This is a genomic window from Streptomyces sp. NPDC030893 (genome assembly GCF_055571535.1).
The window spans coordinates 68,817-91,528 of the sequence record NZ_JBVIFC010000018.1 but is presented as its reverse complement, the minus strand read 5'-3'; the positions used below and the strand labels follow the sequence as shown (position 1 = coordinate 91,528).

The 22,712-nt window shown below is 71.6% G+C and carries 18 protein-coding genes and 1 pseudogene; 16 read left to right on the top strand and 3 right to left on the bottom strand.

Annotated elements, in window-relative coordinates; all coding sequences use genetic code 11:
* Positions 1 to 223 precede the first annotated feature (223 nt).
* Positions 224 to 1,495, top strand: a complete 1,272-nt coding sequence (locus ACZ434_RS27905) for a polysaccharide deacetylase family protein (RefSeq protein ID WP_468460570.1) — start codon at positions 224 to 226, stop codon at positions 1,493 to 1,495.
* Between the two features lie 9 nt (positions 1,496 to 1,504).
* Here ACZ434_RS27905 and ACZ434_RS27900 read toward each other — a convergent pair whose 3' ends face one another.
* On the bottom strand, positions 1,505 to 2,485 hold the full coding sequence (locus ACZ434_RS27900) for an ATP-binding protein (protein WP_468460568.1): 981 nt from the start codon (positions 2,483 to 2,485) through the stop codon (positions 1,505 to 1,507).
* 101 nt (positions 2,486 to 2,586) lie between these two features.
* Between ACZ434_RS27900 and ACZ434_RS27895 the strand changes: the two genes are divergently transcribed.
* Positions 2,587 to 3,411 (top strand): Fic family protein, encoded by an 825-nt coding sequence (locus tag ACZ434_RS27895; RefSeq protein ID WP_468460566.1) that lies wholly within the window; start codon positions 2,587 to 2,589, stop codon positions 3,409 to 3,411.
* Between the two features lie 461 nt (positions 3,412 to 3,872).
* Here the strand turns inward: ACZ434_RS27895 and ACZ434_RS27890 are convergent, their stop codons facing one another.
* Positions 3,873 to 4,706 (bottom strand): HAD family hydrolase, encoded by an 834-nt coding sequence (locus ACZ434_RS27890; protein ID WP_468460564.1) that lies wholly within the window; start codon positions 4,704 to 4,706, stop codon positions 3,873 to 3,875.
* Between the two features lie 584 nt (positions 4,707 to 5,290).
* Here ACZ434_RS27890 and ssd point away from each other — a divergent pair.
* The 7 genes and pseudogenes from ssd to ACZ434_RS27855 form a co-directional block, all read left to right on the top strand.
* Positions 5,291 to 6,397, top strand: a complete 1,107-nt coding sequence (gene ssd, locus ACZ434_RS27885) for a septum site-determining protein Ssd (protein WP_468460562.1) — start codon at positions 5,291 to 5,293, stop codon at positions 6,395 to 6,397.
* Positions 6,394 to 7,602: a TadA family conjugal transfer-associated ATPase gene (locus ACZ434_RS27880; protein WP_468460560.1), complete on the top strand. Its 1,209-nt coding sequence runs from the start codon at positions 6,394 to 6,396 to the stop codon at positions 7,600 to 7,602. The genes ssd and ACZ434_RS27880 overlap by 4 nt, the downstream gene beginning before the upstream one ends.
* On the top strand, positions 7,599 to 8,474 hold the full coding sequence (locus ACZ434_RS27875; protein ID WP_468460558.1) for a type II secretion system F family protein: 876 nt from the start codon (positions 7,599 to 7,601) through the stop codon (positions 8,472 to 8,474). The genes ACZ434_RS27880 and ACZ434_RS27875 overlap by 4 nt, the downstream gene beginning before the upstream one ends.
* Positions 8,471 to 9,268 carry a type II secretion system F family protein gene (locus ACZ434_RS27870; protein ID WP_468460556.1) on the top strand — a complete coding sequence of 266 codons (798 nt, stop codon included), beginning with the start codon at positions 8,471 to 8,473 and terminating at the stop codon, positions 9,266 to 9,268. The genes ACZ434_RS27875 and ACZ434_RS27870 overlap by 4 nt, the downstream gene beginning before the upstream one ends.
* Before the next feature lie 95 nt (positions 9,269 to 9,363).
* On the top strand, positions 9,364 to 9,573 hold the full coding sequence (locus ACZ434_RS27865) for a DUF4244 domain-containing protein (RefSeq protein ID WP_468460554.1): 210 nt from the start codon (positions 9,364 to 9,366) through the stop codon (positions 9,571 to 9,573).
* Positions 9,560 to 9,937, top strand: a complete 378-nt coding sequence (locus tag ACZ434_RS27860; protein ID WP_468460552.1) for a TadE family type IV pilus minor pilin — start codon at positions 9,560 to 9,562, stop codon at positions 9,935 to 9,937. The genes ACZ434_RS27865 and ACZ434_RS27860 overlap by 14 nt, the downstream gene beginning before the upstream one ends.
* Positions 9,934 to 10,332 (top strand): annotated as a pseudogene (locus ACZ434_RS27855) (Rv3654c family TadE-like protein); the annotation flags it as partial. The gene ACZ434_RS27860 and the pseudogene ACZ434_RS27855, both read left to right, overlap by 4 nt.
* 137 nt (positions 10,333 to 10,469) lie before the next feature.
* Here ACZ434_RS27855 and ACZ434_RS27850 read toward each other — a convergent pair.
* Positions 10,470 to 13,004: a DEAD/DEAH box helicase gene (locus ACZ434_RS27850; protein ID WP_468460550.1), complete on the bottom strand. Its 2,535-nt coding sequence runs from the start codon at positions 13,002 to 13,004 to the stop codon at positions 10,470 to 10,472.
* A 79-nt stretch (positions 13,005 to 13,083) separates the two neighbouring features.
* Between ACZ434_RS27850 and bldG the strand changes: the two genes are divergently transcribed.
* The 7 genes from bldG to topA all read left to right on the top strand — a co-directional run bounded on the left by bldG (position 13,084) and on the right by topA (position 22,680).
* Positions 13,084 to 13,425, top strand: a complete 342-nt coding sequence (gene bldG, locus ACZ434_RS27845; RefSeq protein WP_003991900.1) for an anti-sigma factor antagonist BldG — start codon at positions 13,084 to 13,086, stop codon at positions 13,423 to 13,425.
* Positions 13,426 to 13,536: 111 nt separating this feature from the next.
* The gene (locus ACZ434_RS27840) at positions 13,537 to 13,974 is read left to right on the top strand and encodes an ATP-binding protein (protein ID WP_468460548.1); all 438 of its coding nucleotides are present in this window, start codon (positions 13,537 to 13,539) and stop codon (positions 13,972 to 13,974) included.
* 321 nt (positions 13,975 to 14,295) lie between these two features.
* Entirely contained in the window at positions 14,296 to 16,704 is a 2,409-nt protein-coding gene (locus ACZ434_RS27835; RefSeq protein ID WP_468460546.1) for a sodium-translocating pyrophosphatase, read from the top strand.
* A gap of 194 nt (positions 16,705 to 16,898) precedes the next feature.
* Positions 16,899 to 17,489 (top strand): small secreted protein, encoded by a 591-nt coding sequence (locus ACZ434_RS27830; protein WP_468460544.1) that lies wholly within the window; start codon positions 16,899 to 16,901, stop codon positions 17,487 to 17,489.
* Between the two features lie 48 nt (positions 17,490 to 17,537).
* A complete protein-coding gene (locus tag ACZ434_RS27825; protein WP_468460542.1) occupies positions 17,538 to 19,067 on the top strand; it encodes a DUF7059 domain-containing protein in 1,530 nt (509 codons plus the stop codon).
* Positions 19,068 to 19,399: 332 nt separating this feature from the next.
* On the top strand, positions 19,400 to 19,597 hold the full coding sequence (locus ACZ434_RS27820; protein ID WP_437048949.1) for a hypothetical protein: 198 nt from the start codon (positions 19,400 to 19,402) through the stop codon (positions 19,595 to 19,597).
* A 245-nt stretch (positions 19,598 to 19,842) separates the two neighbouring features.
* Positions 19,843 to 22,680 (top strand): type I DNA topoisomerase, encoded by a 2,838-nt coding sequence (gene topA / locus ACZ434_RS27815; protein WP_468460539.1) that lies wholly within the window; start codon positions 19,843 to 19,845, stop codon positions 22,678 to 22,680.
* The last annotated feature ends 32 nt before the right edge of the window (positions 22,681 to 22,712 follow it).

Sequence of the window (22,712 nt, the reverse complement as noted above, 5' to 3'; positions counted from 1 at the left end):
GATCAGTAAACGAATCGTAATTCGGAGTAAAGCGCTGGCATAGACTTTCCGGGCAAATGGAGTATTCAATCACTCCGCCGAGTGAAGTGGCTATTTCATCGGCTTGTCGTATTAATTCCTTCTGTATTCCGTGCGACTTTGGCGGCGCTGTCGGCAAGGGCCGACGCAGCACCAGACAACGCCCTCATCGAGCTCGGCCCGAGAGAAGGAAGAAGGTGGGCGGATGGCCGCCACCCACAGGATCGCCGCCGGCACCGTGATCGCCGCGGTCTGCGCCGCCTCGCTCGCCGGCTGCGGTTCCGGCGCCGACAGCGCCGGCGAGCAGGCGCGGGACCAGGAGAAGGCCAAGCCGGCGCCCGCACCGAAGAACGTCGTCCGGCTGATCGGCGACGGTTCCACCGCCTACACCGGGGCGCAGCCCCACCTGCCGCGGCCCGAACGGCTGAAGCCCGGGGAGAAGCCCCCGCAGTTCGTGGTCTTCTCCTGGGACGGCGCGGGCGAGGACGGGCAGCGGCTCTTCTCCCATTTCCGGAAGGTCGCCAAGGAGAACAACGCGACCATGACGTACTTCCTGAGCGGCGTCTATCTGCTTCCGGAGGAGAAGCGCGATCTGTACAGACCGCCGCAGCACTCCCCGGGCCGCTCCGACATCGGCTTCAACGATCAGCAGGGCATCGCCGACACCGTGAAGCAACTGCGGCTGGCCTGGCTCGAGGGCAATGAGATCGGCACCCACTTCAACGGTCACTTCTGCGGCAGCGGCGGCGGGGTCGGCGAATGGTCGGTGGCGGAATGGAAGGACGAGATCGCGCAGGCCAAGCGTTTCGTGAAGACCTGGAAGACCAATACCGGCATGAAGAACGCGGCGCCGCTGCCCTTCGACTACGACAAGGAGCTCATCGGCGCCCGCACTCCCTGCCTGGAAGGGCAGGAGAACTTCACGAAGGCCGCCCGCGAACTCGGCTTCCGCTATGACACCAGCGGGGTCAACAACCAGGTGTGGCCGAAGAAGAAGGGAGGGCTGTGGGACCTGTCCATGCAGCTCGTGCCCTTCCCGGGGCACTCCTTCGAACAGCTCACCATGGACTACAACTTCATGGTCAACCAGTCGGGCACCACCACCCAGGGCGACCCCGCCAAACACGAGATGTGGGGCGACCAGATGAGGGACGGACTGCTCCAGGGCTTCGACCGTGCCTACAAGGGCAACAGGGCGCCCCTGATCATCGGCAACCACTTCGAGTCCTGGAACGGCGGTACCTACATGCGGGCCGTCGAGGAGGTCATCGAGGCGGTGTGCACCAAGTCCGACGTGCGCTGTGTCTCCTTCCGGCAGTTGGCGGACTGGCTGGACGCGCAGGATCCGGCGACCCTGGCGAAACTGCGCACGCTCGGCGTCGGCGAGGCCCCGGAGAAGGGCTGGAAGTCCTTCCTGGCCGATGGCCCCGCCCCGGCTCCCAAGGGGGCGCCGGGCTCACCGGCGGCCAAGGGGTGAGCGCCGGCGTCAAGCGGACACGGTGACGTTCTCGCCGAGCACGAACGCGGGGTCGACCTGGGCCGCCAGGTCGGCTCCCGTGCGCTCGTTCCCCCACGAGCGGGCGTTCTTCAGGTGGAAGTGGACCATCTGGCGGGTGTAGCGCTCCCGGTCACGCAACCCGTACGTCGCGTCGGCGGCCGACCGCAGCAGGGACAGGGCCTTCCGGTTGGGTTCCTCCAGGTGCTCGAACCGGGGCGGCCGGCCCTTCTCCATGGCCCGGACCCAGTCCGAGTGCCCCACCGTCACCAGCAGGTCCTCCCCGACCTCCGCGCGGAGGAAGTCGAGGTCGTCCGGGCCCTGCACCTTGTTGCCGACGACCTTGAGGGTGACGCCGAAGTCGCGGGCGTACTCCTTGTACTGGCGGTAGACGGAGACCCCCTTCCGGGTCGGTTCGGCCACGAGGAACGTGATGTCGAAACGGGTGAACATGCCGGAGGCGAAGGAGTCCGAACCGGCGGTCATGTCGACCACGACGTACTCGTCGGGGCCGTCCACCAGGTGGTTCAGGCACAGCTCCACCGCTCCGGTCTTGGAGTGGTAGCAGGCGACCCCCAGGTCGGCTTCGGAGAAGGGGCCGGTGACCATCAAACGGACGGCCCCGCCGTCGAGTTCCACCGGACGCGCGCAGGCGTCGTAGACCGGGTTGTCCTCGCGCACCCGCAGCAGCCGGGAGCCCTCGCCGGGCGGAGTCGTCTTGATCATCGTCTCGGCGGAGGCGATGCGCGGGTTGGTGCCGCGCAGATAGTCCTTGATCAGCGGCAGGTGCTCGCCCAGGGCGGGGAGGGCGGCCGCATCCGCCTCGTCCAGGCCCAGTGCGGCTCCGAGGTGCTGGTTGATGTCGGCGTCGACCGCGACCACCGGAGCCCCACCGGCCGCGAGGTGACGGATGAACAGGGAGGACAGGGTCGTCTTTCCGCTGCCGCCCTTCCCCACGAAAGCAATTTTCATGTTCACCAAGCGTAGTGGCGAAGTAGCCGTGAGTGTGCATTGGGCGTGAAGAAGACCACTCCTTCGTGGGGTGGGCGCCCGGGGTGCGTAGTGTCGTACTCATGAGTACGACAGGCGCGACCGCCGACCCGCTCGCGGCCCTGGCCGCCCTGCCCGGTGTGGCCGACTCCGTGGAGTCCGTGCGCAAGGCCGTGGACCGGGTCTACGGGCACCGGGTCATGCGGCGGCGCAGCAACGAGATCACGTCCGAGGCGGCGCTGCGCGGCGCGCGGGGCTCGGCGGCACTGTCTGGCGCGGACTGGGCCCTGGAGGAGGTGCGCCGGCGCAGCGATTTCAGCGGTGACGAGGAGGCGCGCACCATGGGCGCGGCCCTGCGCCTGTCCGCCGAGGCCGGTCAGCTGCTGTCCATCTGGCGGCAGTCGCCCCTGAGGGTGCTGGCCCGGCTGCACCTGGTCGCGGCGGCTGACAAGGCCGAGCAGGTCGGCCGGCCCCGGCAGGAGGGTGAGCCGGTCGACGAGCCGTTGGTCGGGCTCCGGCTGCCGGGCGCGGCGGAGGCGCACGGCCGGCTGGAAGGGCTGTCCGGGCTGATCATCGCGGGTGGTTCCGCTCCCGCGCTGGTCACGGCCGCCGTCGTGCACGGCGAGCTTCTCGCGCTGCGCCCGTTCACCTCGCACAACGGTCTGGTCGCGCGCACGGCCGAGCGCATCGTCCTGATCGGCAGCGGGCTCGACCCCAAGTCGGTCTGTCCCGCCGAGGTCGGCCACGCCGAACTGGGGCGGGAGGCGTATCTGGAAGCGCTCGAGGGTTATGTCTCCGGCACCCCGGAAGGGGTCGCCGCCTGGATCGCCCACTGCGGGCGCGCGGTCGAACTCGGCGCGCGCGAGTCCACGGCGGTGTGCGAGGCGCTCCAGCGCGGCGCGGCGTGATCAGGGCGGCGCAAGAACCTCACTGAACCGCGGCGGCCCTTACGGAGCTGGGGATCCTCGCAAAGATGCGGCGGTACGAATACTCGTACCGCCGCTGGCATGTCCACCGCGTTACCAAGCGTCCTCGATATATGCCCATCAGGTCGGGACTTTGCCCGTCACCTGGTGCGGCTGGCCCGTAATCGACGGGTCGACGTCGCGTGGGTTCCCGGTGTTCATGCGCGGTCCGTGGGGCCAAATGCGTTGTGAAGGCGATCCTCTCGGATGTCCTTGGTCTCGCGGGCCGTTAAGTCCTTTGTACTCCGGGTTCCGGACAAGGGGAAGTCCTGGTCCGGCTTCTTTACTTTTGCGTTCATATACATGTCGAAGGGCGTGGGCAGGGCGGACATGGCCCGGGACGCCCGAGCGGTCCATGAGGACGGGCGGCCGGGCCGGTGACGTACGGCCCCCGAGGCGGACGGTCAGGCCACCGTCGCGCGGCGCCGGCTGGCGTACCAGACGAGGCCGGCGGTGGCTGCCGCGGCTCCGATGGCGGCCGCCGCGACCAGGGCGGGGCGGGGCGGCACGGAGAACGCGGGGAAGCGCTGCTTGAGCCGGACCGGCCGGTGGAAGTCGAGGATCGGCCACTCACGTGTGAGCGCCTCGCGGCGCAGCGCACGGTCCGGGTTCACGGCGTGCGGGTGGCCCACGGACTCCAGCATCGGCACATCGGTCACCGAGTCGCTGTAGGCGTAGCAACGCGCCAGGTCATAGCCCTCGGACGCGGCCAGTTCCCGGATCGCCTCCGCCTTGGTCGGGCCGTACGCGTAGTACTCCACCTCACCCGTGAAGCACCCGTCGTCGCCGACGACCATACGGGTGGCCACGACCCGGTCGGCGCCGAGGAGTTCGCCGATCGGTTCGACCACTTCGGCACCCGACGTGGACACGATCACGACGTCGCGGCCCGCGGTGTGGTGCTGCTCGATGAGGGTGGCCGCCTCGTCGTAGATGATCGGGTCGATCAGGTCGTGCAGCGTCTCGGCCACGATCTCCTTGACCTGCTGGACGTTCCAGCCGCGGCACAGGGCGGACAGGTACTTGCGCATCCGCTCCATCTGGTCGTGATCCGCGCCGCCGGCGAGGAACACGAACTGGGAGTAGGCGGTACGCAGGACCGCCCTGCGGTTGATCAGACCGCCTTGGTAGAACGACTTGCTGAACGTGAGCGTGCTCGACTTCGCAATGACCGTCTTGTCCAGGTCGAAGAAGGCGGCTGTGCGGGGCAAGGAGTGGTTTTCCACGTCCTTGAGCATAGGCGCAGCCCATTCGGCGTAAGCTGGGGCGCGTGGGTTTGCCTGAGAAGGGTCTCGGGTACACCATGGAAGTCACGGATCGTTCGCGACCGTGCTAACCCGGTCCGACTCCTCCCCCCCCCCCCCCGAGTCGGCCGTGGGGACGACCCCCGCTCTCCCCCCCGGCGGGGGTCGTCGCATGTCCGGACGCATTTTCTCCCTTCTGCGAGCGTTTGGCCACCTTCGGAGTGCCTTGCTTCGGCTTGCTTGTCATGTGCGCGTCTAGTTACCCATGGTAGTCATCAGACTTCTCTGCGGGGCTCGCACAGAAGGCCCGTAGAGCTCACCGGTATGGGTGACCGCGATATTCACAGCTGACCTCTTGTCCACAAATATCGACCAAGATCCACAAGTTTTTCCGGATCGCTGCACCGTGATTCCTGCGCGGCACGCTCGCCGCGACTTCGTGCCCGGCTCCGTTGCCGGGACGCGCATGGCCGGATTACGCCGGCCGCTCATTGGAAGGCCGCTCGCCGGTTCTTCACACGCCTGGGAAACGCGGGGCCGAAGGGCTGCGCGAAACACGCAAGCAAAGGGGGACGAACATGAACGGAACCATCGCGCACGACCCGCCACCGGCATCCGGAGGCGGCCGACAGGGCGCACCTCTCATCGTCACCGAGGACGCCGGTCTCCTCGACGACCTGTTGCGCCTGTGCGCGGCGGCCGGCGCCACACCGGAGGTCCACCACGGGGCACCGGAGCCGAAGGGCAGTTGGGAGGCGGCGCCGCTCGTCCTGGTCGGTGACGACGCCGCCCGGCGGGTGCGCGGGGCGGGACGCCGGCCGGGAGTCGTGCTCGTCGGGCGCGACCAGGACGACTCCGGCGTCTGGCGACGGGCCGTCGAGATCGGCGCCGACCACGTACTGATGCTCCCCGACGGTGAGCAGTGGCTGGTCGACCGCATCGCCGACGTGGCCGAAGGCGTCGGCCGGCCCGCCCTGACCGTCGGGGTCATCGGTGGCCGGGGCGGCGCCGGAGCGTCCACCCTCGCGTGCGCGCTCGCCGTCACCTCCGCGCGGGAGGGACTGCGCACGCTGCTCGTGGACGCCGACCCCCTCGGCGGCGGACTCGACGTGGCCCTCGGCGGGGAGACGGCCAAAGGGCTGCGCTGGCCCGCGTTCGCCGCGTCGCGCGGGCGGGTCGGCGGCGGAGCCCTGGAGGAATCACTGCCCGAACTGCACTCGCTGCGGGTGCTCAGCTGGGACCGCGGCGACTGCCTCGCCGTACCGCCCCCGGCCGTACGCGCGGTGCTCGCCGCGGCCCGCCGGGGCGGCGGCACCGTCGTGGTCGACCTGCCGCGACGCGTCGACGACGGGGTCGCCGAGGTTCTCGCCCAGCTCGACCTCGGACTCCTCGTGGTCCCCGCGGAACTGCGGGCCGTCGCGGCGGCGGGCCGCGTCGCCTCCGCCATGGGCATGGTGCTGCGCGACCTGAGGGTGGCGGTACGCGGACCCTACGCACCCGGGTTGGACGACCGTGAGGTGGCCCGGCTGCTGGGGCTGCCCCTCGCCGGAGACGTACCCGCCGAGCCCGCACTGCAGCGCCCGTACGACACCGGACGGCCGCCCGGGGCGTCCGGCCGGGGCCCGCTGGCCCGCTTCTGCAAGGAGTTCTGGGAGCGCGCGCTGGTGGAGGCGAGGACGGTATGAGAGGTCCTGTGGTGAGCGGGGCGGCGATGCCTCCCGGTCTGCTCGACGGGGTGCGGCGGTGGCTGGCCGAGAGCGGGGCCGAGCCGACGCCCGCACGGGTGGCGCAGGCGCTGCGGGACCAGGGCCGGGTGCTCGGGGACGCCGAAGTGCTGGGAGCCGCCGAGCAGTTGCGGTCCGAGCTGGTCGGCAGTGGTCCACTCGAGCGGCTGCTGGCCGATCCGTCGGTGACCGATGTCCTGGTGTCGGCGCCGGACCGGGTCTGGGTGGACCGGGGCGTCGGTCTGGAACTCAGCGAGGTCTCCTTCCCGGACGGAACAGCCGTCCGGCGCCTGGCCCAGCGGCTCGCGGCCGTGGCCGGCCGGCGTCTCGACGACGCCCGGCCCTGGGTCGACGCCCGGCTGCCCGACGGAACGCGGCTGCACGCGGTACTGCCGCCGGTGGCGGTGGGCTGCACCTGCCTGTCGCTGCGGGTCGTACGGCCGCGTGCCTTCACCCTCGGCGAGCTGGTGGCGGCCGGGACCGTGCCGCCGGGTGGTGACCGGCTGTTGCGGGCACTGCTGGACGCGCGGCTGTCGTTCCTGGTCAGCGGCGGGACCGGCAGCGGCAAGACGACCCTGCTGAGCGCACTGCTCGGACTGGCGGGGCCGGACGAACGGATCGTCCTGGCGGAGGACTCCGCGGAGCTGCGTCCCGATCATCCGCACGTGGTGCGGCTGGAGACCAGGCCCGCCAATCAGGAGGGCGCGGGCCTCGTCACCCTCGAGGACCTGGTGCGCCAGGCGCTGCGGATGCGGCCGGACCGGCTGGTCGTGGGCGAGGTCCGCGGCCCGGAGGTGACCCACCTGCTGGCCGCTCTGAACACGGGCCACGAAGGCGGCTCGTGCACGGTTCACGCCAACGCCGCCGCCGACGTACCGGCCCGGCTGGAGGCGCTCGGCACGGCCGCGGGACTCGACCGGTTCGCCCTGCACAGCCAGCTCGCGGCCGCCGTCTCGGTGGTGCTGCACCTCGTACGCGACCGGAGCGGCCGGCGGCGGATCGCCGAAGTGCATGTGCTGGAGCGGGACCCGTCGGGGCTGGTGCGGACGGTGCCGGCGCTGAGGTGGGGTCCGGAGGCGTTCCTGCGCGAGCGGGGCTGGGAGCGGCTGCGGGAGCTGCTCCGGCTCACGGGCGGGGACGGACCGAGGGAAGGGACCGCGGGATGAACGCGACGACCGGGACGTCGACGGGCGCGGCCGTCGCCTGTCTGGGAGTCGCCGCCTGGCTGCTGGGCGGCGGGTATGCGGGGGCCAGGCGGGCACGGTTGCTGCTGGCGGGCGGAGGCACGGTGGGGAGCGGGCCGCCGGGGTGGTCCCGAGTAGTGCGCGAGTGGGCGCGGGTCCGTGGGCGGCTGCGGGCCGAGTGGTGGTCCCTGGCCGCCGGGATCGTGTCGGCGCTGCTGGGCGCGTCCGTACTGCCGGTCCTCGCGGGTGCGGCCGGGGTGCCCGTGCTGCGCCGGGTGCGCAGGGCGGCCGGGGAACGCCGGGACCGGGAGAGGCGCGGGGACGCGGTGATCGCCCTGTGCGGGGCGCTCGCCGGCGAGGTACGCGCCGGGCGGCAGCCGGGCGAGGCGCTGCTGTCGGCCGCGCGGGACTCCGGCGGGCTCGGTGACACGCAGGCGGCCGTGCTGGCGGCAGCGCGGTTCGGCGGAGACGTCCCGGACGCGCTCGCGGCGGCGGCACGGCAGCCGGGCGCCGAAGGGCTGCGAGGACTCGCGGCGTGCTGGCGGGTGGCGGTGGACCAGGGCGCCGGACTCGCGGCCGGGCTGGACCGGCTGGAAGCGGCGCTGCGTGCCGAACGGGACCAGCGGGCCGACCTGCGGGCCCAGCTGGCCGGCGCCCGCGCCACGGCGGTGATGCTCGCCGGGCTGCCCGCCGTGGGCCTGGCGCTCGGCGCGGCTCTCGGCGCCGACCCGCTGCACATCCTCCTGCACACACCGCCGGGACTGGCCTGCCTGGTGGCCGGCGGAGTGCTGGAGGGCATGGGGCTGTGGTGGGCCCTGCACATCATGCGGAGCGCTGAGGCGGTGACGGGGTGAGCGGCGAGGTCGTCCACAGGCTGGGGGCGGTCGCGGGGACCGTGTCCGCGCTTGTCTGGCTGGCGGGGTGGTGGCGGCGCACCCGGACCGCGCGGAGAGTACGGCGGCGACTGGCCGGGGTGCTGGCTCCGCAACGGGCGGCGCCCGCGACCGGCCCGCGTCCGGCGCGACCGCTGCGCGCCGCGCGGACCTGGCTGCCGCTGGTCGGCGTCGTGGGTGCCGGGTGGACGCTGGTGGGCGGTCTCGCCGGGGTGCTTGCGGGACTGGCGGCCGCGGCCGGGCTGTGGCGGTGGCGGCTGCGGCCGACGGCGGCCGCCGCGGGCGCCCGGGAGACCGATACCGCCGAAGCGGCACGCCAACTGCCCCTGGCCGCCGACCTGCTGTCCGCCTGCATCGCGGCGGGCGCCGGGCCGGTACTGGCGGCGCGGGCCGTCGGAGAGGCGCTGGGCGGGCCGGTCGGGGACGCGCTGGCGCGCGGCGCGGCGGAGGTGCGGCTCGGCGGTGAACCCGGCTCGGCCTGGTGCCGGCTGGCCGGGCTGAAGGGCGCCGCGCCCCTGGCCCGGCTGCTGGAACGGGCCGATGTGTCCGGGCTTCCCCTGGCCGTCCCCGTGGGACGGCTCGCCGCCGAGGCCCGCGCCGAGTGGACCCGCGCGGCGACGGCCCGGGCCCGCAGGGCGGCCGTCATGGTCAGCGCCCCGGTGGGGCTGTGCTTCCTGCCCGCGTTCATCGCGATCGGCGTCCTGCCCGTGGTGATCGGGCTCGCGGGCGGAGTACTGGGCGGAGGTGGTGTGTGACGGGAGACGACCCCGGCGGAACCGGCCGGGAACGCGCAGTACCCGCAAGAGCAGGACTCACAAGAACAGTACGACTTCTCCTCACGGGGGTTGAGATGTATCAGGCGGTACGGGCACGACTGCGTGCCCTGGTGTGCACGGCGCGTGCGGCTCGGAGGGACGCCGGAATGGTGACCTCGGAGTACGCCATGGGAATCGTGGCGGCGGTGGCGTTCGCCGTGGTGCTCTACAAGGTCGTCAACAGCGGCCCGGTCAGCACGGCGCTGCGGAACATCGTGCAGCAGGCTCTCGATGGCCGGATGTGAACGGCGCGCGGACCGGGGGTTCGTGACGGCGGAGGCGGCCATGGTGCTGCCCGTGCTGGTGATGTTCGCGACGGCGCTGGTCTGGGGCCTGATGGTCGTGGCGGCGCAGATCCAGTGTGTGGACGCGGCCCGCGTGGGCGCCCGCGCGGCGGCCCGGCAGGATCCGCCCGGCGCGGTCGTCGAGGTGGCCCGCGAGGCGGCGCCGTCCGGCGCGAGGGTCACGGTGAGACGGGAGGCCGAACAGGTCAGGGTGGTCGTCGTGGCCAGGCCCCCGGTGTTGCGCGGCCTGCCGTTCGAACTGCGGGAGGAGGCTGTCGCGGCGGTGGAGCAGGCGCAGGGGGAGCCGGTGGGGGCGGGGGCATGAGGGCCCGGTTCCCGTGTCTCCGGTCACCGGGCGGCCGGTCGCCCCGTTCCGGCACACCGCCGGACACCGCTGCCCCGAGGCGCGCGCAGGGCCGCGACCGGAGATCCGCGCCGGGGTGCGACCGGAGCCCCGCGCCGGGGCGCGACCGGGGGTCGGCGACGGTCTGGAGTGTCGGTGCGATGGCCGTGCTCTGTCTGGTGTTCGGCATCGTGCTCGCCCTCGGGCACGCCGTCGCGGTACGGCACCGGGCGGCCGGGGGCGCGGACCTGGCGGCGCTCGCGGCGGCGGACCACTGGACAGAGGGCCGTACGGCCGCCTGTGCGCGGGCGGACCGGGTGTCCCGGGCGCAGGGCACACGGCTGGTGCGGTGCGCGGTCACCGGCGAGGTGGCGGACGTGTCGGTGGCGGCCGGGAGCGGGCCGTTCGCAGTGGAGGTCAGGGCACGGGCGGGGCCTGCCGGCCCGGCGGAACCGCCGGCGGCGGTTCCGGCGCCGGACACGGCCGGGGCTCCGGGCAGCCACCCGCCCGGAGCTCACCCCGACGCCGGCGTCGGCCCGGGCAGCTCCGTCCCGGCGGTCCCGTCCGTACCGGAGGCACCCGCGGTGTCCTCGGGCTTCTCCGCCGGGGCGCCCTCCAGCAGCACCGTGAGCAGCCGAACCGCGCCCCGCTTGTGCAGAGGGTCGTTGCCGTTGCCGCACTTGGGCGACTGGATGCAGGAGGGGCAGCCCGCGTCGCACTCGCAGGAGGCGATGGCCTGGCGGGTGGCGGTGAGCCAGGAGCGGGCGGTGTGGAAGGCACGTTCCGCGAAGCCCGCACCGCCCGGGTGGCCGTCGTGGACGAAGACCGTCGGAAGCAGGGTGTCGGGGTGCAGCGGGACCGACACACCGCCGATGTCCCAGCGGTCGCAGGTGGCGAAGAGCGGCAGCATGCCGATCGACGCGTGTTCGGCGGCGTGCAGGGCGCCGCCGAGGATCTCCGGGCTGATCCGGGCCCGGTCCAGCTGATCCTCGGTGACCGTCCACCACACCGCGCGGGTGCGCAGCGTACGAGGAGGGAGGTCGAGTTTCGTCTCGCCCAGTACTTCGCCGGTGATCCGGCGCCGGCGCAGAAAGGAGACCACCTGGTTGGTGACCTCGACGGAGCCGTAGCACAGGCGGCCGTCGCCCCAGGGGATCTCGGTGTCCGTCTCCAGCACGGAGATCGACGTCGTGTCCCGGGCCACCGTCGTGTAGGTCGGGCTCGCCCGCTCGACCAGGGCGACCGAGTCCTCCAGGTCGAGGGAGCGCACCAGATAGGTGAGGCCCTGGTGCAGATGGACCGCACCCTCGTGGACGCTCGTGTGCGCGGCGCCCGCGTCGACCGTGCCGAGCAGTCTGCCCGTACCGGCCTCGACGACCTGCACGGGGCGGCCGCCTCCGCCGCGGATGTCGGTCAGATCGGCGGCCCGCTCACGGCGCGTCCAGTGCCAGGCCCTCGTCCGCCGGCGCAGCAGCTTCGCGGCCTCCAGCTGCGGGAGGAGTTCCTCGGTGGCCGGGCCGAACAGGGCCAGGTCCCCCTCCGTCAGGGGCAGTTCCTCGGCCGCCGCGCACAGGTGCGGGGCGAGCACGTAGGGGTTGTCGGGATCGAGGACCGTGGACTCCACGGGCCGGTCGAAGAGGGCCTCGGGGTGGTGGACGAGGAAGGTGTCCAGGGGATCGTCGCGGGCGACCAGGACGGCGAGGGCGCCCTGCCCGGACCGGCCCGCGCGGCCGGCCTGCTGCCACAGCGAGGCCCGGGTGCCCGGATAGCCGGCGATCACCACGGCGTCCAGGCCGGAGATGTCCACGCCGAGTTCGAGGGCGTTCGTCGCGGCGAGGCCGAGGAGCTCGCCGGAGTGCAGGGCGCGTTCGAGGGCGCGGCGCTCCTCGGGCAGGTAGCCGCCCCGGTAGGCCGCGACACGCCGGGCCAGCGAGCGGTCGACCTCGGCGAGCCGTTCCTGGGCGATCACGGAGATCAGCTCGGCGCCACGCCGGGAGCGGACGAAGGTGACCGAGCGAACACCCTGCACGGTGAGGTCGGTCAGCAGGTCGGCGGCCTCGGCGGTGGCCGTACGGCGGACGGGGGCGCCCTTCTCGCCCTGCAGTTCGGTCAGCGGCGGCTCCCAGAGCGCGAACACCAGTTCACCGCGTGGTGAGGCGTCGTCGGCCACCTCCACCACCGGCACGCCCGTCAGCCGGCGGGCGGCGACCGCGGGCTCGGCGGCGGTCGCGGAGGCCAGCAGGAACACGGGGGAGGCCCCGTAGCGGGCGCACAGGCGCCGCAGCCGGCGCAGTACCTGGGCGACGTGCGAGCCGAACACCCCCCGGTAGGTGTGGCACTCGTCGACGACGACGTACTTCAGCGACTTCAGGAAGGAGGACCAGCGGGGGTGGGACGGCAGGATGCCCCGGTGCAGCATGTCCGGGTTGGTCAGCACGTAGGTGGCGTACTGGCGGATCCACTCGCGTTCCTCGAACGGCGTGTCCCCGTCGTAGACCGCCGCGCGCACCGAATGGCCCAGTGGTTGTGAAAGTTCCTTCACGGATCGGCACTGGTCCGCGGCGAGGGCCTTCGTGGGGGCGAGGTACAGGGCGGTCGCCCCGCGGCCGTTGGGGGCCTCGGCGCCGTCCAGGAGCGTGGACAGGACGGGCGTGAGGTAGGCCAGGGACTTGCCGGACGCGGTACCGGTGGCGACCACGACCGACTCGCCGTCCAGGGCGTGCTCGGCGGCGCGTGCCTGGTGGGCCCAGGGGTGATCGATGCCGACGGCCCGCACGGCGGCGATCACCTCCGGGCGGATCCGGTCCGGCCAGACGGCATGGCGACCCGCGCGCGGGGGCAAGTGCTCCGTATGAGTAACGCGCGAAGCCCGGCTCGGTCCGGACGCGAGCCGGTCCAGGACGGCGCCCGGCGCGGTCCTGGGAGGCGTGTCCGTCGGGGGTCGATCGGATCGGTGATTCTTGGCCATCGGCACCGAGTGTGTCACTGGCGTGACGGACAATGGGGCGAAGGCGTCGTGCACGCCTGCCGGTAAGTGATTGAATGCCATCGCGGCTGGCGAACCGTCCCGGGGGCTGAGCCGAGATGCCCCAAGGGCGACCGCTCGATAGCTAGGTGCTGGAGGATCCGTGGACCTGTCCCTGTCGACCGAGACCATGGGCGATCGCACGATCGTCAGGGTCGGTGGCGAAATCGACGTATATACCGCGCCCAAGCTGCGCGAGCAGCTGGTCGAGCTGGTGAACGACGGCAGTTTCCACCTTGTCGTCGACATGGAAGGTGTGGACTTCCTCGACTCCACCGGACTCGGCGTGCTGGTCGGCGGCCTGAAGCGGGTGCGAGCCCATGAGGGCTCGCTGCGCCTGGTCTGCAACCAGGAGCGCATTCTCAAGATCTTCCGCATTACCGGCCTCACCAAGGTGTTCCCGATCCACACCTCGGTCGAGGAAGCGGTGGCGGCCACCGACTGACCACCCCGTTCCCGGGCCTCGGGGCCCGGGCGGCGGAAGAGAACCATGAGGAGGGCCGGGTGTTCGGCGGCCCTCCTCTCCACAGCACGCCCGTAGTCGCGAGGGGGATGCATGGCCACCGTCGAACTCCGCTTCAGCGCGCTGCCCGAGCACGTCAGGACCGCCCGTCTCGTGGCGGCGGCGGTGGCGCGCAGGGCCGGGGTGGACGAGGCCGTCCTCGACGAGGTCCGGCTCGCCGTCGGTGAGGCGTGCTCCCGGGCCGTGGGTCTGCATCAGCACGGGGCCATCTCGGCGCCCGTGAAGGTGCTGCTGATCGAGGAGGAGAAGCAGTTCTCCATCGAGGTCGGCGACGAGGCGCCCCACGCGGTCCCGGGCGGAGGCGCGTCCGGTGACGGGTCGCGTGAGGCCGATGTGGAGACCGAGGAGGACGAGATGGGCCTCGCGGTCATCAGCGGCCTCGTCGACGACGTGGAGGTCAGTGCGGGGGAGCACGGCGGATCGATCCGTATGAGGTGGCCCACCGTGCCGCCGGCCACCCTCCTCGCCTGACCGGTTCACCCGGACGGCGACGGTTTTTTCCGAAGGGCCCCCTCGTGGGGCCCTTCGTCATGTGCGGGTGTCGGTGGCCGCGCTTACAGTGGTCTCGTGCGAATGATCGCGTGAATTCGTTCACGACCGGTCCGTGCTCGGGAAAAGCGATCACGTGAATGCCCCAAAGGCATTACCGATTTCGGGCCGCCGGCCGCCCGGCGATCAATGGGAAGAGTGCGTGCAGGCCGTTTTACATTTCACGCGCTCTGTTTTGATCAGGTTCCGGTACCTACAATCCCGTCCACATCTTGAGCTCAGCCCAAGCGTCAAGGAGGACGAATGGCGGGGCTTTCCATCTCACACGAGTCGGGCCAACCCACATCCCTCGCAGCCGCCGTGCTGACCGACGACAACCGCCTGCTCGTGGTGGTCATCGGGGTCGTCGCGCTGGCGGCGCTCGCGGTCGCGGCAGTCCTGGTGCGCCAGGTGCTCGCGGCCGGCGAGGGCACCGACAGCATGAAGAAGATCGCCGCGGCGGTCCAGGAGGGCGCGAACGCCTATCTGGCCCGCCAGCTGCGCACACTCGGCGTATTCGCCGTCGTCGTGTTCTTCCTGCTCATGCTGCTGCCCGCGGACGACTGGAATCAGCGTGCCGGACGGTCGGTGTTCTTCTTGATCGGAGCGGCGTTCTCGGCGGCCACCGGATATATCGGCATGTGGCTCGCCGTACGTACCAATGTGCGGGTCGCTGCCGCGGCCCGTGAAGCCACTCCGGCCGAGGGGGAGCCGGAAAAGGATCTCACCGCCGTCTCGCACAAAGCGATGAAGATCGCTTTTCGTACGGGCGGCGTCGTCGGCATGTTCACCGTGGGCCTCGGCCTGCTCGGCGCCTCCTGCGTGGTGCTGGTGTACGCGGCCGACGCGCCGAAGGTGCTCGAGGGGTTCGGTCTCGGCGCCGCGCTGATCGCGATGTTCATGCGGGTCGGCGGCGGCATCTTCACCAAGGCCGCCGACGTCGGCGCCGACCTGGTCGGCAAGGTCGAGCAGGGCATTCCGGAGGACGATCCGCGCAATGCCGCGACCATCGCCGACAACGTGGGCGACAACGTCGGCGACTGCGCGGGCATGGCGGCCGACCTCTTCGAGTCGTACGCCGTCACCCTGGTGGCCGCGCTGATCCTGGGCTCGGCGGCGTTCGGCGACGCCGGGCTCGCGTTCCCGCTGCTCGTTCCCGCCATCGGTGTCCTGACCGCCATGATCGGCATCTTCGCCGTGGCGCCGAGGCGCGCCGACCGCAGCGGCATGAGCGCCATCAACCGGGGTTTCTTCATCTCCGCGGTGATCTCGCTCGTGCTGGTCGCCATCGCCGTGTTCACCTATCTGCCGTCCTCGTACGCCGATCTCGACGGAGTCACCGACGAGGCGATCCTGGGCAAGAGCGGCGACCCGAGGATCCTCGCGCTCGTCGCGGTGGGCATCGGCATCCTGCTCGCCGCGCTGATCCAGCAGCTCACCGGCTACTTCACCGAGACCACCCGGCGTCCCGTGCGGGACATCGGCAAGACCTCGCTCACCGGCCCGGCCACCGTGGTGCTGTCCGGCATCTCCATCGGACTGGAATCCGCCGTCTACACCGCCCTGCTGATCGGGCTCGGTGTCTACGGGGCGTTCCTGCTCGGCGGTACGTCGATCATGCTGGCGCTGTTCGCGGTGGCGCTGGCCGGCACCGGACTGCTCACCACCGTCGGTGTGATCGTCGCCATGGACACCTTCGGACCGGTCTCCGACAACGCGCAGGGCATCGCCGAGATGTCCGGCGACGTCGAGGGCGCGGGCGCCCAGGTGCTCACCGACCTGGACGCGGTCGGCAACACCACCAAGGCCATCACCAAGGGCATCGCGATCGCCACGGCCGTACTGGCGGCGGCGGCGCTCTTCGGCTCGTACCGGGACGCGATCACCACCGGCGCGAGAGATGTGGGGGAGCGGCTCAGCGGTGAGGGTGCGCCGATGAGCCTGATGATGGACATCTCCCAGCCCAACAACCTCGTCGGCCTCATCGCGGGCGCGGCGGTCGTCTTCCTCTTCTCGGGGCTGGCGATCAACGCGGTGTCGCGGTCGGCCGGTTCGGTGGTCTACGAGGTCCGGCGGCAGTTCCGCGAGAAGCCCGGGATCATGGACTACAGCGAGCAGCCGGAGTACGGCAGGGTCGTCGACATCTGCACCAAGGACGCCCTGCGCGAACTCGCCACACCCGGACTGCTCGCCGTGATGGCGCCCATCTTCATCGGGTTCACGCTCGGCGTCGGCGCCCTGGGCGCCTTTCTCGCGGGCGCGATCGGCGCGGGCACGCTGATGGCGGTGTTCCTCGCCAACTCCGGCGGCGCCTGGGACAACGCCAAGAAACTCGTCGAGGACGGCCACCACGGCGGCAAGGGCAGCGAGGCGCACGCCGCCACCGTCATCGGCGACACCGTCGGCGACCCCTTCAAGGACACCGCGGGGCCCGCGATCAACCCCCTGCTGAAGGTGATGAACCTGGTCGCGCTGCTCATCGCGCCCGCGGTCATCAAGTTCTCCTACGGCGCCGACGAGAGCGTCGGGGCGAGAGTGCTCGTCGCGCTCCTCTCGCTGGCCGTGATCGTCGGCGCGGTGTACGTGTCGAAGCGGCGCGGCATCGCCGTGGACGAGGAGGACGACGACCCCGAGCCGGAGGCCAAGTCGCCCGATCCGGCGGTGGTTTCCTAGGATCGGAGAGCGAACAGCGCATCAAGGTGAGGGCGGACGGCACGTATTGACGTGCCGTCCGCCCTCACCTCGGTCTTTCTTCCGGGGCCGTGAGCCTTCTCTCGCTTGGTGCAAATGGCTTCAAAAAGTGTCTTAACGGACGTTCGACGGGTGGGTGTAGTCCATCTGGCGTGTATGTTCCGGGGCCGAAGGCCATGGAAGGGACCAATCCGGTGAACAAGAAGCTCGCGGCCGCACTGTCCGGCGGTGCGGTACTGGTACTGGCGCTGACGGGATGCGGCGGCGACGACAGCAACGAGAAGCTCGACGCCTGGGCGAAGGAGGTCTGCGACTCGGTGCAGCCGCAGGCCGCCAAGATCAAGTCGGCCAACGCCGCGATCCAGAAGGAGACCTCGGACAACAGCACGCCGGAAGAGGTCCAGAAGGCCGACTCCAAGGCCTTCCAGGACATGTCCGACGCCTACAAGGCGATCGGCTCCGCCGTGAACAAGGCCGGCCCGCCGGACGTCGAGAACGGCGAGAAGAAGCAGACGGACGCGGTCAAGGAGCTCAACGACATCTCCGCCGCCTACGCCTCGCTGAAGAAGCAGGTCGACGGCCTCGACACCGACGACCAGGCGGAGTTCGCGGACGGCCTGAAGGACATCGCCACCGAGCTGGACAAGCTGAGCAAGAGCGGCAACGACGCCCTCAGCGCGCTGGAGGAGGGCGAGGTCGGCGAGGCGATGTCCCGGCAGACCAGCTGCCAGACGGCCACCGAGTCGGCGGGGGCCACCCAGAGCTGACACGGTGACAGAGGTCGCGGGGCGCGCGGGGTGAGGGCGGCGGCCACAATGGAGGGCGTGAGTGACGCCAGCCTGCCGCCCCTGCCCTCCCCCGACCGCCCCGAAGCCGCCGCCCGGCTGAGGGACGCACTGCTCGGAGCCTCCTTCACCGCCGACGGACTGCTCGAACTGCTCGGCGCCCCCGCGTACGCGGCGCTGGCCCGCAGCGAGACCGTGCCCGCCCTGCGGGCCACCCGGGGCGACACCCCGCTGGAGACGCTCGTACGGCTGTTCCTGCTCCAGCGGTCCGTGCCGCACGCGCGGGTGGCCGGCGTCCTGCCCGTCGACGTCTGCCTGGAGAGCGGGTGGCTGACGCGCACCGGTGCGGACGGACTCGCCGCGACCGTGGACGTACGGCCGTACGGCGGGCCGGACGGCGAGGACTGGTTCATCGTGTCCGACCTCGGATGCGCGGTCGGCGGCGCCGGGGGCATCGGCAGCCGGGACGAAGGCGTGGTGCTCGGCGTCGGCGGTGCGTCGACGACCCTGGCCGGCATCACCGTCCGTACGCCCGTGGCCTCCGCGCTCGACCTCGGCACCGGCTCCGGCATCCAGGCGCTGCACGCCGCGCGGCACGCCACACGCGTGACCGCCACCGACGTCAACCCGCGCGCGCTGCACATCACCGCGCTCACCCTGGCCCTGTCCGGCGCCCCGGCCGCCGACCTGCGCGATGGATCGCTGTTCACGCCCGTCCGGGACGACGAGACGTACGACCTGATCGTGTCCAACCCGCCTTTCGTGATCTCGCCGGGCGCCCGGCTCACCTACCGCGACGGCGGGATGGGCGGGGACGATCTGTGCCGCACGCTCGTTCAGGAGGCGGGGGGACGGCTGAACGAGGGCGGGTTCGCGCAGTTCCTCGCCAACTGGCAGCACGTCGAAGGGGAGGACTGGCAGGACCGGCTCAGGTCGTGGGTGCCCCGCGGGTGCGACGCGTGGATCGTGCAGCGCGAGGTGCAGGACATCACCCAGTACGCCGAGCTGTGGCTGCGGGACGCGGGCGACCACCGCGGGGACGAGGCCGAGTACCGGGCGCGGTACGACGCGTGGCTGGACGAGTTCGAGGCGCGCAGGGTGAAGGCCGTCGGCTTCGGCTGGATCACGCTGCGCAAGTCGGGCTCCGCCGCGGAGTCGATCACGGTGGAGGAGTGGCCGCACCCGGTCGAGCAGCCGCTCGGCGAGACGGTCCGGGCGCACTTCCGCCGGCTCGACTACCTGCGGGCGCACGACGACGCGGCGCTGCTCGAGGCGCGCTTCGAGCTGGCCGCCGAGGTCGTGCAGGAGCAGGTCGGGCTGCCCGGCGCCGAGGACCCGGAGCACGTGGTGCTGCGGCAGAACCGCGGGATGCGCCGGGCCACCCGGGTGGACACGATCGCGGCGGGTTTCGCGGGGGTGTGCGACGGCACCATGAGCGCGGGCCGGATCCTGGACGCCATCGCCCAGCTCCTCGGCGAGGACCCGGTGCTGCTGCGCGACCGTACGCCGGCCCAGATCCGGCTGCTGGTGGAACAGGGCTTCCTGGAGCCGGCAGGCTGAGGCGGACGAGCGGGGCGGGCGGCTGAGGCGGGTGAGCGGGGCGGGCGGCTGGGCCGGCGAGCGGGGCGGTCGGCCGGGATGGACGAGCGGGGCGGGCGGCCGCCCTCCGGAGCGTCCTGCGGCCGTGTCCGGCGCTGCCCGCTCCCGTCCCTCCTCACAGCGATCCGGAATTTCTCCCGACGGGCCCCGGGCCGGTTCCGGCCGAGTCGCGGCCCTCCGTAGCCCCCGCGTTCACCTCCGGTTCGTCCACGCGCCGCACGGACGTGGCAGCGTCCCGCCAGGGCCGGTGCCGGCGGACGGTGAGGCGGACGGAAAGAGGGGCTCGGTCGATCATGGAGAGCGGACCGGCGATCTTCGCGGGGATGGTGTTCTGCCTGTTCGGGGCCGCGTTGCTGGCCTGGACCGTGACCCGCGCGCGACAGCACCGCCCGGTCGCACAGGGTGTGAGCCCCGTCGCATCGGTCACCGTCGCCGGGCTCGCCGCGGTGATCGCCCTGGCCCTCGGCGCCTGGTGCTTCACCCGCCTGTGACGGGCGCGGAATCCTGGCCGCTCCCGGTAACCGGGGGACTGCGCTCCGCATAAGGGCAGGCGCAGTCTGGACACTCCGGGCGGCAGGAACGGTGGTAGTCGGGTTACCGTTCGAGTGGCCGTTGCGGGCTTTTCCCGTTTGACACGGGGGCGGGATGTACCGTCACACTCCGCAGCGTCACCATGACCCGACCCCGGGGAGACCGCCTGGGGAGGCCCCAGCGTCGACCGGAGAGAAGAGCGAAGTTGTCCCCGACCAGCGAGACCGCGAACGGCGGCCGCCGACTCGTCATCGTCGAGTCGCCTGCCAAGGCGAAGACGATCAAGGGCTATCTCGGCCCCGGCTACATCGTCGAGGCGAGCGTCGGGCACATTCGCGACCTTCCCAACGGCGCCGCGGAGGTACCCGAGAAGTACACCGGCGAGGTCCGCCGCCTCGGTGTGGACGTCGACCACGACTTCCAGCCGATCTATGTGGTCAACGCGGACAAGCGGGCCCAGGTCAAGAAGCTCAAGGACCTGCTGAAGGAGTCCGACGAGCTCTTCCTCGCCACCGATGAGGACCGCGAGGGCGAGGCCATCGCGTGGCACCTCCAGGAAGTGCTCAAGCCGAAGATCCCCGTCAAGCGGATGGTCTTCCACGAGATCACCAAGGACGCGATCCGCGCGGCCGTGGCCAACCCGCGCGAGCTCAACCAGAAGCTCGTCGACGCCCAGGAGACCCGCCGCATCCTCGACCGTCTCTACGGTTACGAGGTCTCGCCGGTCCTGTGGAAGAAGGTCATGCCCCGGCTGTCCGCCGGCCGCGTGCAGTCCGTCGCCACCCGGCTGGTGGTGGAGCGGGAACGCGAGCGCATGGCTTTCCGTTCAGCCGAGTACTGGGACCTGACGGGCACCTTCGCGACCGGCCGCGCGGGTGACGCGTCGGACCCGTCGTCGCTGGTCGCCCGCCTCCAGAGCGTCGACGGGCGCCGGGTCGCGCAGGGCCGCGACTTCGACTCCCTGGGCCAGCTGAAGAGCGCGAACACCCTCCACCTCGACGAGGCGAACGCCCGTGCGCTCGCCGCCGCCCTGGAGAACACGCGGTTCGCCGTGCGTTCCGTCGAGTCCAAGCCGTACCGCCGCTCGCCGTACGCCCCGTTCCGTACGACGACGCTGCAGCAGGAGGCGAGCCGCAAGCTCGGCTTCGGCGCGAAGGCCACCATGCAGATCGCGCAGAAGTTGTACGAGAACGGCTACATCACCTACATGCGTACGGACTCGACGACGCTGAGCGAGACGGCGGTCGCCGCCGCCCGCGCCCAGGTCACACAGCTGTACGGCGCCGACTACCTGCCCCCGCAGCCGCGTACCTACGCGGGCAAGGTGAAGAACGCGCAGGAGGCGCACGAGGCGATCCGCCCCTCGGGGGACCGTTTCCGCACGCCCGCCGAGACCGGGCTGACCGGTGACCAGTTCAAGCTGTACGAGCTGATCTGGAAGCGGACCGTCGCCTCGCAGATGAAGGACGCCACCGGCAACTCCGTCACCGTGAAGATCGGCGGCACGGCGGCCGACGGACGCGACGTCGAGTTCAGCGCGTCCGGCAAGACGATCACCTTCCACGGCTTCCTGAAGGCGTACGTCGAGGGCGCGGACGACCCGAACGCCGAGCTCGACGACCGCGAACGGCGGCTGCCGCAGGTCGCCGAGGGCGACGCGCTCGCCGCCGAGGAGATCACGGTCGACGGGCACGCCACCAAGCCCCCGGCCCGCTACACCGAGGCGTCGCTGGTCAAGGAGCTGGAGGAGCGCGAGATCGGCCGCCCGTCGACGTACGCGTCGATCATCGGCACGATCCTCGACCGCGGCTACGTGTTCAAGAAGGGCACGGCCCTGGTGCCGTCCTTCCTCTCCTTCGCCGTGGTCAACCTGCTGGAGAAGCACTTCGGCCGGCTCGTCGACTACGACTTCACCGCCAGGATGGAGGACGACCTCGACCGCATCGCGCGCGGCGAGGCCCGCGCGGTGCCGTGGCTGAAGCGGTTCTACTTCGGCGAGGGCACGGACAACGGAGCCGCGGCCGAGGCGGGCAACGGCGACGGGGACCACCTCGGCGGCCTCAAGGAGCTGGTGACCGACCTGGGCGCGATCGACGCCCGCGAGGTGTCGTCGTTCCCGGTGGGCGACGGCATCGTGCTGCGCGTCGGGCGCTACGGCCCCTACATCGAGCGCGGCGAGAAGGACACCGAAGAGCACCAGCGCGCCGACATCCCGGCCGATCTGGCGCCGGACGAGCTGACCCTCGACCTGGCCGAGAAGCTGCTCGCCGAGCCGAGCGGCGACCGCGTGCTGGGCACCGACCCGGACACCGGTCGCGACATCGTCGCCAAGAAGGGCCGCTACGGCCCGTACGTCACGGAGGTCCTCCCCGAGGGCACCCCGAAGACCGGCAAGAACGCGGTGAAGCCGCGCACGGCCTCCCTCTTCAAGTCGATGTCCCTGGACACGGTGACGCTCGACGACGCGCTGAAGCTGATGTCGCTGCCGCGCGTGGTCGGCGCGGATGCCGAGGGCCAGGAGATCACCGCGCAGAACGGCCGCTACGGGCCCTACCTGAAGAAGGGCACCGACTCGCGGTCGCTGCAGTCCGAGGAGCAGCTCTTCACGATCACGCTGGAAGAGGCGCTGGCGATCTACGCCCAGCCCAAGCAGCGGGGCCGCGCGGCGGCCAAACCGCCGCTGAAGGAGCTGGGCACGGACCCGGTCAGCGAGAAGCCCGTCGTGGTGAAGGACGGGCGCTTCGGCCCGTACGTCACCGACGGCGAGACCAACGCGACCCTGCGGTCGGGCGACAGCGTCGAGGAGATCACCCCGGAGCGCGGCTTCGAACTGCTCGCGGAGAAGCGGGCGAAGGGCCCCGCCAAGAAGACCGCGAAGAAGGCGGCCAAGAAGGCGCCGGCGAAGAAGGCACCGGCGAAGAAGACGGCTGCCGCCAAGAAGACCGCGGCGAAGAAGACCACGACCGCGAAGAAGACGGCGACGGCGACGGCGAAGAAGACCGCAGCCAAGAAGGCGACCGCCTCCAACGGGGCGGAGGACTGACCGCCGCACCTTCCCGGTGACGCCGGGCGGTC

Coding starts and splice junctions, on each gene's coding strand:
- ACZ434_RS27895 (WP_468460566.1), top strand. CDS start 2,587: ATGAGTACGACAGGCGCGACCGCCGACCCGCTCGCGGCCCTGGCCGCC.
- ACZ434_RS27825 (WP_468460542.1), top strand. CDS start 17,538: ATGGAGGGCGTGAGTGACGCCAGCCTGCCGCCCCTGCCCTCCCCCGAC.
- ACZ434_RS27900 (WP_468460568.1), bottom strand. CDS start 2,485: ATGAAAATTGCTTTCGTGGGGAAGGGCGGCAGCGGAAAGACGACCCTG.
- ACZ434_RS27830 (WP_468460544.1), top strand. CDS start 16,899: ATGGAAGGGACCAATCCGGTGAACAAGAAGCTCGCGGCCGCACTGTCC.
- ACZ434_RS27865 (WP_468460554.1), top strand. CDS start 9,364: ATGTATCAGGCGGTACGGGCACGACTGCGTGCCCTGGTGTGCACGGCG.
- ACZ434_RS27875 (WP_468460558.1), top strand. CDS start 7,599: ATGAACGCGACGACCGGGACGTCGACGGGCGCGGCCGTCGCCTGTCTG.
- ACZ434_RS27850 (WP_468460550.1), bottom strand. CDS start 13,004: ATGGCATTCAATCACTTACCGGCAGGCGTGCACGACGCCTTCGCCCCA.
- ssd (WP_468460562.1), top strand. CDS start 5,291: ATGAACGGAACCATCGCGCACGACCCGCCACCGGCATCCGGAGGCGGC.
- ACZ434_RS27820 (WP_437048949.1), top strand. CDS start 19,400: ATGGAGAGCGGACCGGCGATCTTCGCGGGGATGGTGTTCTGCCTGTTC.
- ACZ434_RS27840 (WP_468460548.1), top strand. CDS start 13,537: ATGGCCACCGTCGAACTCCGCTTCAGCGCGCTGCCCGAGCACGTCAGG.
- ACZ434_RS27905 (WP_468460570.1), top strand. CDS start 224: ATGGCCGCCACCCACAGGATCGCCGCCGGCACCGTGATCGCCGCGGTC.
- ACZ434_RS27890 (WP_468460564.1), bottom strand. CDS start 4,706: ATGCTCAAGGACGTGGAAAACCACTCCTTGCCCCGCACAGCCGCCTTC.
- ACZ434_RS27835 (WP_468460546.1), top strand. CDS start 14,296: ATGGCGGGGCTTTCCATCTCACACGAGTCGGGCCAACCCACATCCCTC.
- ACZ434_RS27880 (WP_468460560.1), top strand. CDS start 6,394: ATGAGAGGTCCTGTGGTGAGCGGGGCGGCGATGCCTCCCGGTCTGCTC.
- ACZ434_RS27860 (WP_468460552.1), top strand. CDS start 9,560: ATGGCCGGATGTGAACGGCGCGCGGACCGGGGGTTCGTGACGGCGGAG.